The organism is Pseudomonas sp. NC02 (assembly GCF_002874965.1).
GTDB lineage: Bacteria > Pseudomonadota > Gammaproteobacteria > Pseudomonadales > Pseudomonadaceae > Aquipseudomonas.
Genome location: NZ_CP025624.1, coordinates 2,219,279 through 2,236,458, shown reverse-complemented (window position 1 = coordinate 2,236,458; position 17,180 = coordinate 2,219,279). Strand labels below are relative to the sequence as shown.

Annotated in this window: 18 protein-coding genes; 8 read left to right on the top strand and 10 right to left on the bottom strand. The window is 57.0% G+C overall.

The window, feature by feature from the left end; translation table 11 throughout:
• Positions 1-4: 4 nt before the first annotated feature.
• The gene (locus C0058_RS10500; RefSeq protein ID WP_102368515.1) at positions 5-643 is read right to left on the bottom strand and encodes a TetR family transcriptional regulator; all 639 of its coding nucleotides are present in this window, start codon (positions 641-643) and stop codon (positions 5-7) included.
• 129 nt (positions 644-772) lie between these two features.
• Between C0058_RS10500 and C0058_RS10495 the strand changes: the two genes are divergently transcribed.
• Genes C0058_RS10495 through C0058_RS10485 form a run of 3 tightly spaced genes read left to right on the top strand, consistent with a single transcriptional unit; the run spans position 773 to position 3,891 of the window.
• Complete coding sequence (locus tag C0058_RS10495) at positions 773-1,429, top strand: O-methyltransferase (RefSeq protein ID WP_102368514.1); 657 nt, start codon at positions 773-775, stop codon at positions 1,427-1,429.
• Positions 1,430-1,451: 22 nt separating this feature from the next.
• Positions 1,452-2,657: an arabinose transporter gene (locus C0058_RS10490; protein ID WP_102368513.1), complete on the top strand. Its 1,206-nt coding sequence runs from the start codon at positions 1,452-1,454 to the stop codon at positions 2,655-2,657.
• A 22-nt stretch (positions 2,658-2,679) separates the two neighbouring features.
• On the top strand, positions 2,680-3,891 hold the full coding sequence (locus C0058_RS10485; RefSeq protein ID WP_102368512.1) for a YeeE/YedE family protein: 1,212 nt from the start codon (positions 2,680-2,682) through the stop codon (positions 3,889-3,891).
• 115 nt (positions 3,892-4,006) lie between these two features.
• Here the strand turns inward: C0058_RS10485 and C0058_RS10480 are convergent, their stop codons facing one another.
• From C0058_RS10480 to C0058_RS10470, 3 genes are all read right to left on the bottom strand, one after another.
• A complete protein-coding gene (locus tag C0058_RS10480) occupies positions 4,007-4,390 on the bottom strand; it encodes a cytochrome c (RefSeq protein ID WP_102368511.1) in 384 nt (127 codons plus the stop codon).
• A 33-nt stretch (positions 4,391-4,423) separates the two neighbouring features.
• Positions 4,424-5,323 (bottom strand): alpha/beta hydrolase, encoded by a 900-nt coding sequence (locus tag C0058_RS10475; RefSeq protein WP_102368510.1) that lies wholly within the window; start codon positions 5,321-5,323, stop codon positions 4,424-4,426.
• Positions 5,324-5,470: 147 nt separating this feature from the next.
• Positions 5,471-5,911, bottom strand: a complete 441-nt coding sequence (locus C0058_RS10470) for a TspO/MBR family protein (RefSeq protein ID WP_087694353.1) — start codon at positions 5,909-5,911, stop codon at positions 5,471-5,473.
• 454 nt (positions 5,912-6,365) lie between these two features.
• Here C0058_RS10470 and C0058_RS10465 point away from each other — a divergent pair, with 454 nt between their 5' ends.
• Positions 6,366-6,698: a DUF6124 family protein gene (locus tag C0058_RS10465; RefSeq protein WP_102368509.1), complete on the top strand. Its 333-nt coding sequence runs from the start codon at positions 6,366-6,368 to the stop codon at positions 6,696-6,698.
• A gap of 22 nt (positions 6,699-6,720) precedes the next feature.
• Here the strand turns inward: C0058_RS10465 and C0058_RS10460 are convergent, their stop codons facing one another.
• Positions 6,721-6,954, bottom strand: coding sequence for a hypothetical protein (locus tag C0058_RS10460; RefSeq protein ID WP_003214497.1), 234 nt, complete (start codon positions 6,952-6,954; stop codon positions 6,721-6,723).
• 350 nt (positions 6,955-7,304) lie between these two features.
• On the bottom strand, positions 7,305-8,291 hold the full coding sequence (locus tag C0058_RS10455; protein WP_102368508.1) for a zinc-dependent alcohol dehydrogenase family protein: 987 nt from the start codon (positions 8,289-8,291) through the stop codon (positions 7,305-7,307).
• 215 nt (positions 8,292-8,506) lie between these two features.
• Between C0058_RS10455 and C0058_RS10450 the strand changes: the two genes are divergently transcribed.
• Complete coding sequence (locus C0058_RS10450) at positions 8,507-8,836, top strand: helix-turn-helix domain-containing protein (RefSeq protein ID WP_256579566.1); 330 nt, start codon at positions 8,507-8,509, stop codon at positions 8,834-8,836.
• A gap of 62 nt (positions 8,837-8,898) precedes the next feature.
• Here the strand turns inward: C0058_RS10450 and C0058_RS10445 are convergent, their stop codons facing one another.
• Entirely contained in the window at positions 8,899-9,846 is a 948-nt protein-coding gene (locus C0058_RS10445; protein WP_102368506.1) for a LysR family transcriptional regulator, read from the bottom strand.
• A gap of 87 nt (positions 9,847-9,933) precedes the next feature.
• Here C0058_RS10445 and C0058_RS10440 point away from each other — a divergent pair, with 87 nt between their 5' ends.
• Entirely contained in the window at positions 9,934-11,106 is a 1,173-nt protein-coding gene (locus C0058_RS10440) for a Xaa-Pro peptidase family protein (protein ID WP_102368505.1), read from the top strand.
• Positions 11,107-11,203: 97 nt separating this feature from the next.
• Here the strand turns inward: C0058_RS10440 and C0058_RS10435 are convergent, their stop codons facing one another.
• On the bottom strand, positions 11,204-12,319 hold the full coding sequence (locus tag C0058_RS10435; protein ID WP_102368504.1) for an NADH:flavin oxidoreductase: 1,116 nt from the start codon (positions 12,317-12,319) through the stop codon (positions 11,204-11,206).
• A gap of 121 nt (positions 12,320-12,440) precedes the next feature.
• On the opposite strand from C0058_RS10435, the gene C0058_RS10430 reads away from it, so the two are divergent.
• Positions 12,441-13,331, top strand: a complete 891-nt coding sequence (locus C0058_RS10430) for a LysR family transcriptional regulator (protein WP_102368503.1) — start codon at positions 12,441-12,443, stop codon at positions 13,329-13,331.
• 220 nt (positions 13,332-13,551) lie between these two features.
• Here the strand turns inward: C0058_RS10430 and C0058_RS10425 are convergent, their stop codons facing one another.
• A complete protein-coding gene (locus C0058_RS10425; RefSeq protein WP_102368502.1) occupies positions 13,552-13,953 on the bottom strand; it encodes a hypothetical protein in 402 nt (133 codons plus the stop codon).
• A 227-nt stretch (positions 13,954-14,180) separates the two neighbouring features.
• Positions 14,181-14,822 carry a hypothetical protein gene (locus C0058_RS10420; protein ID WP_256579565.1) on the bottom strand — a complete coding sequence of 214 codons (642 nt, stop codon included), beginning with the start codon at positions 14,820-14,822 and terminating at the stop codon, positions 14,181-14,183.
• Positions 14,823-15,435: 613 nt separating this feature from the next.
• Here C0058_RS10420 and C0058_RS10415 point away from each other — a divergent pair.
• Positions 15,436-17,151, top strand: a complete 1,716-nt coding sequence (locus C0058_RS10415) for an ABC transporter ATP-binding protein (protein ID WP_102368500.1) — start codon at positions 15,436-15,438, stop codon at positions 17,149-17,151.
• Positions 17,152-17,180 lie beyond the last annotated feature (29 nt).

Below are 17,180 nucleotides of genomic sequence, written 5' to 3'. Positions count from 1 at the left end.
CGGGTCATCGTGCTGTCTGGTTCAGCACCGTCACGTAGGCACTGAACATATCCGCCATGGCATCCGCATAGGCGGTGATTTGCGCCTCAGTGCGCGGGCTTCCCGAGAATTCCTTTGCCACCGAACTGAAGGTGGTGGCGATCAAATCGCAAGCCAAAGCGCGGGTGGCTTCAGGCACCTGCGGCAGCAGTTCCAGCATGAACGCCTGGAAAATCTGTTGCCCTTCTGCGCGAACCTCATGGGCTTCGGGCGCATCACGGTACAGCGGCGCGGCGTCGCTCAGGGCGACGCGCATCTGCGCCTCTTCACATTCCGAACGAATAAACGCATGCACCAACGCCCGCAACCGCTCAAGGGCCGGCTGGCTGACGTCCTGCAGAATGCGGCTGAGCATCTGCGAGGTTTGCTGCCACTCATCGGTCTGCAGCCGAAACAGGATGGCCGCCTTGTTGGGAAAGTACTGGTACACCGACCCCACGCTGACACCGGCCTTTTCCGCGACTCGTGCGGTGGTGAAACGGCTGGCACCTTCCTTGGCCAAAACCTGAATAGCCGCTTCGAGAATGGCCGACACCAACCCGGTGGATCGCGCCTGTTTGGGCTCTTTGCGTGAGGAAATCTGCGAGGTCTGGCGATCGGTCATGGGGCGTTCCTGCTGCCGTTGGAATGCGAATAGCGAATGTGACGAATTGTTCGCATACTTTAAATGCGACGAATCATTCGCATACTAGCCCGGCGCCTCACGGCGCTCAACCTGCAGCAGGACATCCCCATGAATACGCTTACCTCGGCCCCGATGGCGGCCCTGATTGAACGGCTGTACACACAGGCCGATGCCGCCACCAGCCCCATCATCAACACAGTGACCCACGAAGAACGCGACCGCCTGATGCGCAGCAAGACCGACTACCTGGCACTCTACGGAATGCTGAAAGACCTGTGGTTGCCCGTCTCCCGCGACACCGGCACCCTGCTGTACATGCTCGCACGCAGCAGCAAAGCGCAGGCCATCGTCGAGTTCGGTACTTCGTTCGGCCTGTCCACCCTGCACCTGGCGGCCGCCCTGCGGGACAACGGCGGCGGCGCGCTGATCAGCAGCGAGTTCGAGCCCTCGAAGATCGCCCTCGCCCGGCAACACCTGGAACAAGGCGGCGTGAGCGACCTCGTGGAGATCCGCCAAGGCGATGCCCTGGTTACCCTGGCCACCGGCCTGCCCGACAGCGTCGACCTGCTGCTGCTCGACGGCGCCAAGGCGCTGTATGGCGACGTGTTGAACCTGGTGGAAAGCCGCCTCAAGCCCGGCGCGCTGATCATCGCCGACAACACCGACTACTGCCCCGACTACCTGGCCCGGGTGCGTTCGCCAGCAAACGGCTACCTGTCGGTGCCGATCGGTGACGACGTCGAGCTTTCCGTTCGCCTGGGCTGATGCCCGTCAGAGGATTCAACTCATGTCTGGATTGGTAAGCCCAGTGGTACTGAAATTACTGCCTATCACCCTGGCGGTGTTTGTCGGGTTCCTGATCATCGGCATGCAACTGCCGGTGCTGCCGCTGCACCTGCACAACACCTTGGGCATGGACCCGCTGGTGGTGGGCGTGGTGATCGGTGCGCAGTTTGCCGGGGCATTGTTGTCGCGGTCCTGGGCCGGCAATTTTGCCGATATGCGCGGCCCCAAGCGCGCCATGCTTGTGGGCATGCTGGTGGCGGCCAGCTCCGGCTTGATCTACCTCGCGTCCCTGGCGTTTGTGGCATCACCGGTGGTCTCGGTGTGGGTGTTGCTCGCCGGGCGCGTGGTGCTGGCGCTGGGGGAAAGCCTGATCGTGACCGGCTCGATGGGCTGGGGTGTCGGGTTGGTGGGGCCGCAAAATACCGGCAAGGTCATGGCCTGGATCGGCATCGCAATCTACGCCGCGTTTGCCCTGGGGGCGCCCCTAGGAGTGACGGTGAATAGCCAGTGGGGTTTCAGCGGGATCGCCGTCGGGACCATGGTGATTCCGCTGCTGGCACTGGCCATCGTCGCCGGAGCGCAAGGCGTTGCGCCGACCAGCCAGCGGCGCACCTCGTTTTTCAAGGTGCTGCGCTCGGTGTGGGTACCGGGGTTGGGCCTGGCCTTTGCAAGCGTCGGGTTTGGCGTGATTACCGCGTTTATCGCGCTGCTGTTTGCCACCAAGGCCTGGGGCAATGCGTCATTGGCGTTTACCGCCTTTGGTCTGGCGTTTATCGGCGCGCGGATTTTCTTCGGGCACCTGCCCGACAAGATCGGCGGTGCCAAGGTCGCGCTGGTGTGCGTGATAATCGAAGCCGCCGGGCAGCTGTTGATCTGGGGCGCGGACAGTGCGTTGACTGCCTACCTGGGCGCGGCGCTGACCGGTTTCGGCTACTCCCTGGCGTTTCCCGGCTTTGGGGTGGAGGCGATAAAGCGCGCGCCGCCCCAATCCCGCAGCCTGGCGATGGGTGCGTATGTGGCGTTCCTGGATATTTCGCTGGGGGTCAGCACCCCGCTGATCGGCGCCTTGGCCGGCGTGGCCGGAGTGGCATCGGTGTACCTGGCGGGCGCAGTGGCCGTGGCGCTGTCGGTGATCGTGGCGCTGGCGTTGCTTTTCAAGGCGCCAGTGGCGGAGCGCGAGGTTTATACTTCGCCACCTCGCCCTTAACCCACATCACCCGAGATTCCCGATGAGCCTTTCCCTGTCCACAACCCCAGCGCGCAAGCCGGTCGCGCCATTGCTGGCGTTTGCCATCCTGCTGTTCGGCGCCGTCTTCCTGCAAAACAGCGTCGGCTCGCGCCAGGTGCTGTTGCTGGTGGTCGGCGCCGCACTGGGCCTGACGCTGTACCACGCTGCCTTCGGCTTCACCTCGGCCTGGCGGGTGTTCATCACCGACCGGCGTGGCGCGGGCTTGCGTGCGCAGATGGTGATGCTGGCGATTGCCGTGGTGCTGTTCTTCCCCGCGCTGGGGGCCGGCACCCTGTTCGGCCAGCCCGTGGTCGGGCTGGTGGCACCGGCCGGGGTTTCGGTGGTGTTCGGGGCATTCATTTTCGGCATCGGCATGCAGCTGGGCGGCGGTTGTGCGTCCGGCACCCTGTTCACTGTGGGCGGTGGTAACGCGCGCATGCTGGTGACGCTGTTCTTCTTTATCTGTGGTTCGTTGATTGCGACTCACCACATCGAATGGTGGTTTGCCCTGCCCTCGTTCCCGGCGATCTCCATCGTCAAAAGCTTCGGTGTAATGCCGGCATTGCTCGCGAGCCTGGCCGTGTTCGGGGTCATCGCAGCAGTTACCGTGCGCCTGGAAAAAGGCCGTCACGGGCAACTCGAAGCCGGCGTCACTAGCCAGCACCAGGGCCTGCGCCGCTTCCTGCGCGGGCCATGGCCATTGGTGTGGGGCGCAATTGGCCTGGCCCTGCTCAACTACGCCACCCTGGCACTGGCCGGGCGGCCATGGGGTATCACTTCGGCGTTCGCCCTGTGGGGCGCCAAGGTTGCCGGCGGGTTGGGCGTGGACGTAGGCAGCTGGGCGTTCTGGCAAATGCCGGGCAATGCCAATGCCCTGGCGGCGCCGGTGTGGGAAGACGTCACCAGTGTGATGGACGTCGGCATCATCCTCGGTGCGCTGTTGGCTGCGGGATTGGCCGGGCGTTTCGCTCCAAGCCTCAAAATTCCGGCACGCTCGCTGTTCGCCGCGGTGATCGGTGGGTTGCTGTTGGGTTACGGCTCGCGACTGGCGTACGGCTGCAACATCGGCGCGTACTTCAGCGGGATTGCCTCGGGCAGCCTGCATGGCTGGGTGTGGTTGGTGGCGGCGTTTATCGGCAATAGCGTGGGCGTGCGGTTGCGGCCGTTCTTCTTTGCAGGTGAGCGTCCGCAGGTAGCGTTGAGCGGTTGCTGACTGATCGTTCCCACACTCCGCGTGGGAATGCCGCCGGGGACGCTCTGCGTCCCGCTGTTGGTGACGCGGAGCGTCACGGGATGCATTCCCACGCAGAGCGTGGGAACGAGCAGCATCATCGGCTTTTTGAAATCACTCCACTCATGTACTGATTCAAGTCGCGGAAGTCCTGAACTTTCCAGGTGAACGGTGACAACCTCACACCGTTCTCCCGCAACGTTCTGGGAATCAGGTCGCCATTTGGACGAAGAATGACGGACGACACGATAACGCCCGGATAATCACTCAAGCGTTTTTTGAAAGTAGCCGTTGTCAGGTCAGGCGTAGGCGGATTGCTTTTATTCGCCAAGGGTCCCGTGCCTTTGATATCCGCGCCGTGGCACATGGCGCAGCGCTGCAGATAAATGTTTTTCCCGTTAGCGTTGTCCGCAAAGGACAGTGACGTTTGAACCAGCGATAAAATCCCCAGCGACGCGATGAACGACTTTCTTATTTTCATCTTTCCATGTGGCCTTGTTGTAAAAATCCAATATCAACCAACCGAGCGTAAACGACCCGTTATCCACTCGCGACTGTAAGCCAGCACGCGGCCCGACATCGCCGTCGGAAAATGAATAAACCCATGAGCCGCCTGCGGTAACAAAAACACCTCGGACCCCGCCCATCGCTCGGCCATCTGTAGCGTGTCGTCCAGCAACGGGTCCAGCTCCCCCACAAACATCAGTGCCGGCGGCAGCCCGGCAAGGTCGCCATACAACGGTGACAACGGCGGCTGCCGACGCTGCTCGTCACTCAGGCCCGGCGTCAGCAAGCGCAGCGCCTCCACCATGCCCGGCCCGTCCAGCAACAGCGTTTCGCATCCCGCCGTGCGCACGCTCGGTGTACCGGTCAAATCGTAGACGCCGTAATACAGCACCGCCCCGCTCACCCGCGCCAGCAATTCGGGCGATTGCTTCAGCGCCAGCAGCGTGGCCGCCGCCAGATGCCCCCCGGCAGACTCGCCGACAACGATCACCGGCAGGCCGGCGAACTCCTCACAGTCCGCCAGCAACCAGCGCGCCGTGGCCAGGCAGTCTTCCAGAATCCCTTCGACCGGTGTATTCACCGCCAGCCGGTAATCCACCGACACCACCGCCACCTCGCACGCATTCACCATGGCCACGTTGAGGTCGTCATTCATCTGCGCATTGCCGATCACCCAGCCGCCGCCATGGATATCCAGCACCACGCCCCTGGCCTTGCCCTTCGGCCGGATGATGCGCACCGGCACCGAGCCCACCCGCCGGCTTTCAGCGTGCAGGCCATGCTTGAGCAACTTGTTGCCGGCCACCATCTGGCTGGAGCGCAACAGCGCCTGGATCACCCGGGGCGTCACGCGGTTGCGGATGCGAAAGCGCGGCATCCAGGCGAGCTTCTGGTTAAAGCGCTGCATTTGCGCCAGTTCATGTTCTTCAGCAGGCCACAGCGTGTGAGTTCCCAATTCGATATTCCCTCTATCTCTAAAAGAGATGTTCACCTTGGCCAGTGTGCGTGGGCATCATGGCAATGATGTTTCCGCCCTCTGCCCACGCCGCCAGGCTCAGCGGTTATTGCGCAGGATGGAGAAATTCAACGCAGCCGCAACGCTGAGCCACACCAGGTACGGGAACAGGATCAGCCCGGTGATCAAATCCAGGCGCACCGTCAGCAGCACCATGGCCGCCACTACCAGCCACAGCAGCGTGATGATCACCATCCCGGCGAAAATCCGGTGGGCGCCGAAGAACACGGGCGTCCACAGGGTGTTGAGGGCGATCTGTGCGGCCCATAGAGCCAGCACGATTTCGCTGCCGGGAATCAGGGTCAAGCGATAGCCAGCCCAAGCCAGCAGCAGGTAGATGATGGTCCAGGCGACCGGGAACAGCCAGTTGGGAGGCGTGAAGCTGGGTTTGACCAGGGTGGCGTACCAGTCGCCCGGTTTGAAGATAATGCCGGTGCTCGCAGCAGCACCGCAGGCCAGAAGAAAAATAAGGAAGGTGATCATCGCGTGTCCTTGGCTCAGGGTTCGTTACAGCTTGGACGCCCTACACACCGGTAAAAGTTCACACGGCCCTGTAGGAGCAAGCTTGCTCGCGAAAAACGTCAACGCTAACGCGGGGCAACGGGGTAAATCCGTCATTTTGAAAGACAACACCACCTTGCTCCATTGCCTACGCTTACGTCAGAATCCGCCGGCTTGTGCACCTGGGTGGCCATCTCTAAGGTTGCTCGGTCGCTGAAAACTCAGTGATCGGGTTTAGTAGCCCTAGGGTCAATTACACATAGTGCATGAGCTGCATCTATCAGACGTTCCTGTCTGTGCTTGATGGTGGCTGTGCGTAGGGCGCCTTCGGGTGCGCCGGCTTTGTGTAATTCCCCGGTCTACTAACCTGCGTACAGCTGCCACCCTATTGTGTAGTAGCGAAAGGGTGTCGGCCCCATTCAGGAATTGCACCATGTTCAAAGTAACGCCGAATCCTCCTAACACGCCTGATCAAAAACTCCACCAGGCTGCCCAGCGCGCCATTGATCACTACCTCAATCCCGGCACTGATGCCGAGACAGTCCCAGAGGCAACCGCCCTCTTCAGCGTCACCTCCGGCGTCAGCAGCGAAATCCTGATCGCCAACAGCTACGAAACCGTTACCTCCGTCAGCGCCCTGCTGCTCGACCTGTCCGACGAACTGACCGGCAAAGACCGCGACGTGGCATTGGCCATACACCAACTGAGCGAATTGAGTGTGCTGCTGATCGGCAAACTGATGGACCGCGAAACACCTCGGGCGTAGAGCCCAACGCGGCCCTGCGGGACTAGCCCTTCAACTCACCCAACCGATTACTCGCCGCGTCGTCGTATGCCACATACAACGACTCGGCGATTTGGCTTTTGATGGCCTTGGCGCTTTCCAGACCCAATACAAAACCTTCGGCCTTGCCGCCTGCGCGGTTCAGGTCTTCTTTGGTGTCAGCACCGGTGATGGCGTCGAGGAGTTTGATGGCCTGCGGGCCTACGCCTTTTGGGAGGCTGATTTGGTCGATGCTCATTGGGATGCCTCGGATGAGATGCGGGATGGGGTGGTGCGGGTGAACGAGGTCATGGGCGATACCTTGAGATTGAGGTCGGTAGCGCGTGGAACCACTGCCGGGGGGGCCATGGTAGACCGGTATGGAAATTAAAGGGCTGGTTTCGGCCAAAAGCGGACAACTAGGAGTGGCTACGAAATCCGGGGCGACTCAGTCAGCCTGAAGAAATCAAAAGTTTGAAGTAGAGCTCGGCAGTGCGTGCCCTACTTCTCCAGATGTTGTTTGAGCAGACCTAGTTTGGAATGATCAACGGCTGGCGCTTGTGAGCGAATCTGGCTCAAGGGTCGCCATCTGGCCTGCTTGGTAGGAGTTCAAGACCCTACGTTGACCACCACCTTACCTACAGCCTGACCGGACTCAACCAGTGAGTGTGCATTTTGGGCCTCCTCTAGCGAATAGACGTGCTCATCTACCAAAGGCTTGAGTTTGCCCTCCTCCGCCAAGCGGGTTGCGAATTCCAGGATTTCACCATGATGTGCGCGGCCATTACCACTGAGCATAGGTAGAAGGACGAACACTCCTGAAAGGGTTACGCACCGGAGTGAGCCTGCCGCCAGGTTATGCACACCAAAAGCCGCGCAGCTGACAACGTGTCCATAAGGTTTAACGCTAATCAGAGCATCGTCTAGGCTCGACCCGCCCACGGTGTCATATGCCAAATCGAAGCCAACCCCGTCCGCGTATTCACTCACGATCTGTTCGATGGTTGTGCTGCGGTAGTCAATGGGGGTCGCGCCATATGCTTTAACGATATCAGCCTTTTGCGAAGAAGCTGTTGCGAAGACGTGTGCTCCGTGAGCGATTGCGATCTGGACTGCGACGTGCCCAACGCCACCTGCGCCACCTTGCACAAATACCCGCTGCCCCCGCTGGACATTTGCGCGATCTACGAGGCCTTCCCAGGCGGTGAGGAATACAAGTGGCAGAGCAGCAGCTTCACGCATGCTCAGATTTTCTGGTTTGAGCGCCAGTAGGTCTGCATCTACCGCTGAATATTCAGCCAATGTGCCGGGAAGCCCACGTACGCCCCCGGTCAGCCCATAGACCTCATCCCCTACTTTGAAGCGACTAACCCCTTCACCGACGAGCTCAACCACACCGGCTAAATCCGTGCCGAGAATCGCGGGCAATTCGGGCATTGCATACGGGGCGACGCCAGCTCTGATCTTGGTATCAATTGGATTTAGGCCGCTGGCAACGACGCGGACGAGAACTTGGCCGGGGCCAGCGGTAGGCTTTACTACAGATGTAAGGTGTAGGGTTCCATCGGTGTAATCTTTTAGAACCTGGGCATGCATAGTCAGCGGCGTGGACACGAGAGTGCCTCCTTGAGATGGGTAGGACTTAAAGGAAAGTATGAGTTAAGATTGGGGGAATAGGTCAACTCTGTCTACTAGGCACTATTTAGTAACGTAGGTACCAAAAGGTAACCATGAGCATCCCTACTTCTCTAAATCCAGGTCACCCCCTGGTGGTCTACGAGACCTGCCCTCCCCGCAGGATCCACTTTCTCATGGCTCCCAAGTGGTCTTCGATGGTGATTTACGTGCTGAGCTTCGGGCCGCTGCGCACCGGCCAGCTCCAACGCTCCATGCCCGGTATCTCAAAGAAAATGCTGACACAGACCCTACGCGAACTTGAAAGAGACCAACTGATCGTCCGTAAAGTCTTCCAAGTTATTCCCCCCATGGTTGAGTATTCGCTTACTGAAAATGGGGTCAGGTTTGTGGAGCCCTTGATGGCGCTATACGATTGGGCCGAACAAAACGCCGACCTGCTGGACGAAATTGAAAAGCACAGAGCAGCGGAGAGTTGCAACGATCTAGCAACGGCAGTCGACTGAAAAGCCTTGGCTCTGGATGTGATACTTAAGGGGCTTTCGCACTATAGAACCTGGTCAGCAGGCTAGGGGCATTTGGCTTTGAGGTAATCCACGAAGACCCTCAACTTGGCGGGCATGTGCGTTCGGTGGGGATAGTACAAATAGAAAGGCTCCCCGACCGGACTGAAGGGTTCCAACACTGCGCGCAGCTTTCCTTCGGCAAGCTCTTTCTCGGCAAACTGGCGAAATACGTAGGCTAGCCCCACGCCCTTGCACGCAGCAGAAACCACCGCGCGCATTTCGTCGTATATGACATTGCCAGTCACGTTGACCTGCTGATTTCTGTCATTAACACAGAATACCCATTCGTAAAATTGCCCTCGCGTATGAAGTCGCTGACGAATGCAGATATGAGCTATCAGTAGCTGAGGCTCCTTGGGCTCGCCGTGCTGACGGAAGTAGTCTGGAGAACCAACGACAATGCGATGTTGGGGCGGCCCCAGAGGCACGCCGATCATATCTTGCTGGACGGTATGCCCCAACCGCACGCCGACATCGAATCCCCCTCCCACAATATCGCTGAGAATGTTGTCGATGGAAACTTCCACGCTCAGGGCCGGATACAACCGCAAGAACTCGGTGAGATGAGGCTCGATCAAGGAGACGAACGCGACGTGGGAGGAATTTATGCGAAGCTCCCCGCTCGGCTGATCGTAGTCTGATCGGATCTGATCGATGGCGCTGTCCACGGAAGCCAGCGCAGGCTCGACAGTCTTGAGTAACTGACTTCCGGCATCGGTCAGGGAAACGCTGCGCGTGGTGCGATTAAAGAGCCTGGCGCCCAGCGCTGCCTCCACCTGCTTTATCGTTTTGGAGACCGCCGTAGAGCTGACACCCAACTCGGAGGCAGCACGGGCAAAGCTCAAATTACGGGCCACCGTAACGAACACCGAAAGTCCAGGGAGAAGTGCCGGGTTATGACCGCTCGATGTGGATTGCACATTCGCCTCGATTATCAACTTTAAGTTCATAACCTATAACGAACTTACCGCCTTATCGTCAACAAACCTCGCCATTAAGCTCGGTGTTTCATCTAAGCATTCCAAGAGGATGACACTTTGCTTACGAATCGCACTCCCCAGTCTGAGTTTGAAAATCGTTGGAAGCGCGCCCAAGCTGTTGCCAAGGCCAACGGCGTTGAGGCACTGGTTATCTGGGGTAAAGGTGGCGGCACCGTCGACACAGCTAACGACCTGATCTACCTCTCCAACTATTGCCCTGTGTTTCCCTATGCTCCGGATCTACCGGGTCTCTGGGCGGGACTTTCTCACGGCGCCGTCATCATCCCTGCCACAGGCGAACCCATTTTAATCACCGAGTCACCGGCGATTCGTCGGGACGTGATTGCCGTTCAGGACGTGCGCTCGGCAAATGGCTTCGTTCCCGACAAAGTTGCGGCAACGCTAAAGGAAATTGGCCTCGGCAGTTCCCGCGTAGGCCTGGTCGCCGGGCCTTGGTTGGTTGCGTCTGTCTACAAACGCCTGCTCAGCGCTGCGGTGGGCGTACAGTTCATAGAGCTCGATTACGCTATTGAAGGGCTGCGCACCCATAAGTCAGCTTTCGAGTTCGAACTGCTTCGCGAAGCCGCCGAGGTGGGCAATGCCTCCATGGAGGCGATGATGAAAAGTGCAGCCACCGTTGGCACCACTGAAGCCGATGCTGTTGCGGCTGCCTACAACATTGCTATTCGTCGGGGCGCGGCAATGATCGACGCGGCCTGCTCCTCAGGCCCGCATTCATCTTTCTACGCACATGGCATGGCACCGCAATGGACGACACGCAAGCTTGAAGCGGGCGACCTCTTCCACTGTGACATGTACGGGGCAGCCGTCGAAGGCTACACTTGGGACTTTTCGCGATCTGTCGTCGCAGGCGGTAAATGGACAGCTGAACAGAATGAAGTGTACGACGGCGCAATTGCGGCCATTGAGGCAGGCGTTGACGCGTGCAGGCCGGGGGTGTCGGCACAAGCGCTGTATGACGTCGTTCTGCAGGTACTTCAGAGCAGAGAGATTTATTGCGGATACCCGCTGCACGGGCATTCCTACGGTATTGGCTGGGAATCGCCTTGGTTGGTGCCTGGCAACGAAACGAAGATTGAGGCCGGCATGGCAATTGCCATCGAATGCATGGCTGGACGAAAAGACGTTGGCTTCGTGAAGTTCGAGCATAACGTACTGGTGCACGCTGATCGCATAGAACTGATTTCAACTTGCCCAGCCCGCCTGTAACGCCATATTCCTGACACGGATTAAATAGCAGCTGCAATGCCCGCCCTGATGATGGGACGGGCATTCGCGCGGCTATTAGTCTACGAGTTAGTCGCGGCTATTCGCACAACTCTACGTCCAATTCACGTTCCTTGATGTTGGCGATGGGCTGAAGGATGGAACCATCGAACTCACGAAGCTCTGCGCCTGCCTCGATCAGCAAAGGATAGTCAGGATTGCCGAGCGCGCCGCGCCCCAACGCCACAAGATCAGCCCCCGAACGTATTACCTCGGCTGCACGATCTGGATCATGCAGGCCGCCGTTCGCAATGATCGACACGCCCGGAGCATACTTCCTGGCCATAGCGACGAGACTTTCTTGAGAACCCTCGAATGCAGGCTGCCACGCCTCATACTCAGTGACATGAATAAAATCGACCTCAGCATCAGCCAGAGTACTGAAGATAATTTGAGCGTCGCTTTCACCACCGAGCCACTTGTTCTTGAAATCGTTGACCTTGCCCTGAGAAATACGGATGCCCACCGGCACTTTCGCTCCGATACGTTCCTTCACCGCAGCGACCACCTCGACGAGAAGACTCATCCGCTGACGGATATCACCGCCCCAGCAGTCATTGCGCAAGTTGGTGTGGGCCGTCAGAAACTGGTCGAGTAGGTACCCGTTCGCTCCGTGGATTTCGATACCATCAAATCCTGCCACCTCGACCGCACGTGCTGCCGTATCCACGAAGCCTTGAATGGCCTCCGCGATCTCAGCTTCAGTCATTTCGACAGGCATACGGTAGGAGCCTGTGCCATGGTAAACAGTCATCTGCTTGCCCACGGGCTGTACGGCAGAGGGGGCGATGTTGTGATGGCGATAGATATTGCCCTGACTCAGCGCACCGGCGTGCATGATCTGCGCAAAAACGAGAGTGCCCTGCGCCTGCAGATCCTGGTTGAGCATCGCCCATTTTGCTGCCTGCTCCTCATCTGCTAATCCCGGTTGGTTGGGGTACCCCTGCGAAAATGCCTTATCGGTGTACAAACCTTCGGTGATGACTAGACCGAACCCGCCTTTGGCGAACCGTAGGTAATAGTCACGCATAGTTTGCGTGACCAGGCCGTCCTCCGTCGCAGTTACCCGCGTCATCGGTGCTACCGATAGGCGGTTCCGGAAATGCGCGCCTTTGATATCGTAGGCCGATAAGATGACTTGCTTTGTTTCGCTCATAATTGCCTCGTAAAGTCGTTTAACACACTATGGAACCGGCTGTTTCAAGCATGCTATCGAGCGAAATTGGCGAGACAAAGGCTCTTGCCAGTGAAGCGGGCTTAACAAAAAAGGATATAAAATGCTGACGTCCGACCTTCGGGTATTTCAGGCAGTCGCGTCTGCCGGCAGTCTTTCCGCTGCTGCGCGTCAACTGGATGTGCAGCCTATGCAGGTGTCACGGCGAGTGGCCGCACTGGAGGAAGAATTGGGCACGCGCTTGTTCCATCGCACCACCCGATCAGTTTCGCTCACCTCTGAAGGCCAGCTCTTCCTGCCGTATGCATCAACGATAATTGATGCGGAAGACAGTGCGAAAAGCGAACTGGGCCCGGCGTCCGCCAAAGCGAAAGGCGTCCTGCGCATGACCGCACCGAGCGTATTTGGCCAATCAATAGTGGTGCCTATGCTCTCTCGCTTATTGGAAGCCCATCCTGATCTGAGCGTTGACCTAGATCTCTCGGACAAAGTGATCGACATCGTCGGACAAGGGCTGGATCTAGCCCTTCGCCTTGCACCATTGGGAGATTCCGAACTGGTCGCCAAGCGAATTACTTCAAACCCCCGCGTGATATGTGCATCGCCTGACTACCTACGCCGCCATGGCCGACCTACGAAGTTGACTGAGCTGGCGGCTCACCACTGCATTCAGCTTCAAGCCATTCCGCGCTGGCCGTTCATCATTGATGGAGCGCTCACTCGCAAGCGTGTAAACGGTCGTGTCAACACCAGCAGCGTAGACGCGGTAAGAAGCGCAGCGATCCAAGGTCTCGGCCTCGCCATGCTGACCTCATGGGACATCATCCGCCAAGTGCGCGACGGTAAGCTTGAAATCGTTGAGTTACAGGATGCCGAAATGGAGGATCTCTCGGTCTGGGCCGTGACGCCTAGCCGACGTTTTACGCCTATGCGGGTCAAAATATTCTTAGGCGCGCTGGAGGATGAGCTGGATATGATCAGAAAATCAGGCTGACGCGCATTTACCTTCAACCGACGCCTCTGCGGTGCCCGAATTCAGCTGGAGAATTGCATTCCACTTACCCGCTCACTTTAATTCGACTTGACCAGTCGTTTGCATCAAATGTAACCAGCACAGCAGAGGGGGCGTTGACCGGCAGAACGATTTAGCCAATCTGTTGCATCGACCGGTTGAATCCACAGCCAAAAGCAGTCCTTTGAGAGTCAAGTCGAACCTACTTCGAAAGCCCGGTTGCGCCGTCGTTGATCTCACACAATATTCTCTCGAGCTCAGGCCGCGTCCACTTCTCCCAAGGAAATATGTCCCGGTCATCGCCGCTGTGCCAATACTCACCTGCATCAAATGCCTGGTAAATAGAGAATGCCGGTTGGGGCACCTCCACGTGCATGCACAAGTCGCCAATATAGCTGCTGACAATATTCATTACTTCATCACAGTAATGAAAATCGCGAGTGCCCGTCATAAACAGTGTCGCCATTGAGATCGCCAATTGATTTACAAGATCGTGACTCTCGATCTGCAGATGCTCACACATCACGCTTAATCCCATATTTTGGTCATTTTCGAGTGCCTTAAGTACGTAGTTAAGGTTGGCATCACTCAGACCTTTGGTCATGGGATTGAAGTACTCGTCAATTTATTTGTGCGAAGGATTCGGGACAAGCTTGTCAGAAAACATACTGCCAGATGCACTGCTTAACCTCCGCTTTGATTCAGGAGCAGCTTTCCATCACTGGCAGCTATTGGCCGATTGCTGCCCTTCGCGAAGTGCAGCTTTGGGTCGGAAGCGGTCGGTCATGAGCGGCCGCTTCTGGCCGATTCTGTTGAAAAAGCCGTACTCGCTTAGCCAAGGTGACCGCCTGCATCAATGAATAGCTTGCGGAGCTTTTTTCGAGCCGCCTCTGAAAGACGCTGTGAATAGCGTTGAAACTCTTCTTCGGCTGTGTCGGGCTTGCCGTTCATGGCCAATACAAACGCGTATGCAAGAGGATGTTGTATGTAGTTGTAGAAACCCAGGCCACCCGTCGACAAATGCTGCTTGACCCGCTCGAAAGCACCAGGCAGGTCGGCTATCGAACGAGCCTCGTCCCAAAACGATTCAGCTTTTGGAATGGCAGCCCGGAGGATATTGGGTGCGCTGGTTGCTATGGCATCAGGTCCGCAGCTGCATGAGATATCAAACGCTCGATCGCGCACATCGAAAGTCAGATCAGGTCGTGCTGATTTTGACGTCCTGTGCCATTTGATTTCATTGCCGGAAAGATGGGGAACGAAGTCCAGTGACAGAGCCCATGACGGCGCTAGCGCGCCGCCTTTCCACTGCTCAAGGCGAAAGAGTTGGCGAATGGGAGCATCGACGCTACGAAGCCAGGATAGCGGGCCCTGAACTTCGAATCCTAACGGCTGTAAAAGTGACTCTACGGTTGGCGAAACAATTTCGTGGATTTGATCTATTCGCACTATCTCGAACGTTTTTCCCTGCATCGGCGGCCCCATGCTCAAAAGTAATCCCACTTCGACAACTTCGGTCGTTGGTTCGACCTCAGATAATAGATGCAGAAATAGCGGTCAGACCACCATTATTGAAAACGTGGTCTGACCCCTATTCTTCTCTGGTGTCTGCGCTGTTTGGGTCTTGCAGCTGGCGATTACCGCGAGCTGCGAAAGCGTGGTGACGTGCCTGACGGGAGAACGGTGAAGGGCTGGTATCAACTGCGCAGTAGAAAATAGAGAACTGCGTCATGAAGTATTTTCTTGGCAAATAGTGGCCCGTGCCGGGAAAGTCACGACGTGACAACGCCATGCGGCAAGTTGATTGGAAAATCCTGAGAGTTCCTGAATTCACGCCCCATGAGGCACAACATGTGAAAATTTATAGAGTAGTCTCATAGAATATTTTTCTCTTTGGGTATGCATAAATAATAGCGAGGCTGGTATTGGAGGCTAGTGTGAACTGGGATAGCCTGCGCCCACATTTTTAAATAGGGGTCAGACCACCATTATTGAAAACGGGGGCTGCCCCCTACTCTTTTCTCTCGTGGTACCCAACAACGTTTTGCTTGAACACAATTAACGAGAGCAACTGAGGAGGCGGGTCATGCTTGAGGATTTTAAACACGCACTTTACCGCCATAAGAGGCTGTTCTGGCTGGTGATGGTTATTGTCATCCTATCCAAAGTGGCAACCATAATGCCGGCGATTATCATCGGGCGCGTAGTAGATACCTTTACCCAGCACACCTTGGATTCAGAGACGGCCTTGTATCTGTTGGGGTTTATCTGCGTCGGCGTTATTAACGTTATTCTTATCCCTATTCAGGGGTACTACTTGACCCGTTTTATTCAAAAAGGGCTCAGCGATGTTTCGATTCGATGGGTTCGCGAGATATTCACCAAGCACTTCGACCTGTTCTCATCGATCAATATCGGCAAGATGCTCAAATCGATTGAACGCGGCATACAAGCCAGCGAGCGAATTCTTAACTACGCGCTGATCACTATTTTGCCGCTTTGCATCGAGTTCATCGTGATTTCGGCGTGGCTGGTATGGATTGCGAATATTGTGTTCCTGGCGCTTGTGCTTGCACTTTCCGGCGTCTACCTGGCATTGACCCACTACTTGATCACGTGGCGCCGCGCTCATATCGATGCGGTCAATGACGCCGAAGATGAACAGGCGGGAGTATTTGCAAACACGATTCAGGCGGGTAAACAGATAAGGCTGGAGCGGGCCCAGGAATCGGGGCTGAAACCCCTGTTCGATACGTTTTACCAGTACGCGGATGCCGCCACAAAAGTCGGATATTCCGCTGCGGTACTAGGGGCGTCAAGGGCACTTTTCTTAACCCTGACCAGCAGCACAGTGATCGGGTACGGCATCTTTGTAAGACAGGCTTCGGCGTCCGAACTGACGGTCGGCGACTTTGTCGTCTTGTTTACCTTATCCACGATGTTTTTCAACACGGTGTTCAGCATCGGAGAGGTCTATCGTTTCGCCGATCAATTCTCTTCGGACTACGCCAAGTTTCGATCGATTCTGCGCGAGCAAAGCTTCAAGGGTAAGGCCGAGAGCTTGCCCTTGGATTCTGACAGCTTGATTTACCCCGCCTCCACTGCACTGATCGCCGAGGGAGTTTCATTAGTCATTCAACAGGCCATCGAAGTGCGCCCCGGTGAGCATCTTGCCGTCGTTGGGGCAAGTGGCTCCGGAAAATCAACCTTTGTGGAACTGCTCGTGGGCGTGAAGCAGCGTTCCGGGCTCACCGTCCGGATAGGGCAGACCGCGCTAGAGTCAATCGCTGAAGAGGAACATTTTCGGCTCATTCGGTATTGCCCCCAAACTCCGAAGTTTTTATCAGGCAACCTGGCAGACGCTGTTTTTTTTCATGGCTCGTTCAACTCGACATTTAGCAGCGTCGCGGCGCAGCTCAATATCCAGCACCTGTTTGACGAATTGCCTGTTCGAACGATAAATCAAGACGCGACCAGTATTTCCGGTGGCGAAGCAAAAAAGCTTTCGCTTCTACGCGTGCTGCTACGACCTGGGAATTTCAACATATTCGATGAGCCGACCTCATCCGTTGATCCTCAGGGCGCCTCGTTAATCTGGGATGCACTCTTCACCTGCTTTGCCGATAAAAGTCTAATCTGTGTAACCCACGATTTCACTGTGCTCAATCACTTTGATCGAGTCATCGTCTTCGACACGGGCAGAATCGTTGCAGATGGCAAGTGGCAAGACCTGGTGGCTCTGGAGTCGGTCTCCAACGTCATACGCAAAGTTCAGGAGGAAGAGCCGGTTTCAGGGCATTAAGTTACTGAAACGGCTTTGTACGCTAAGAA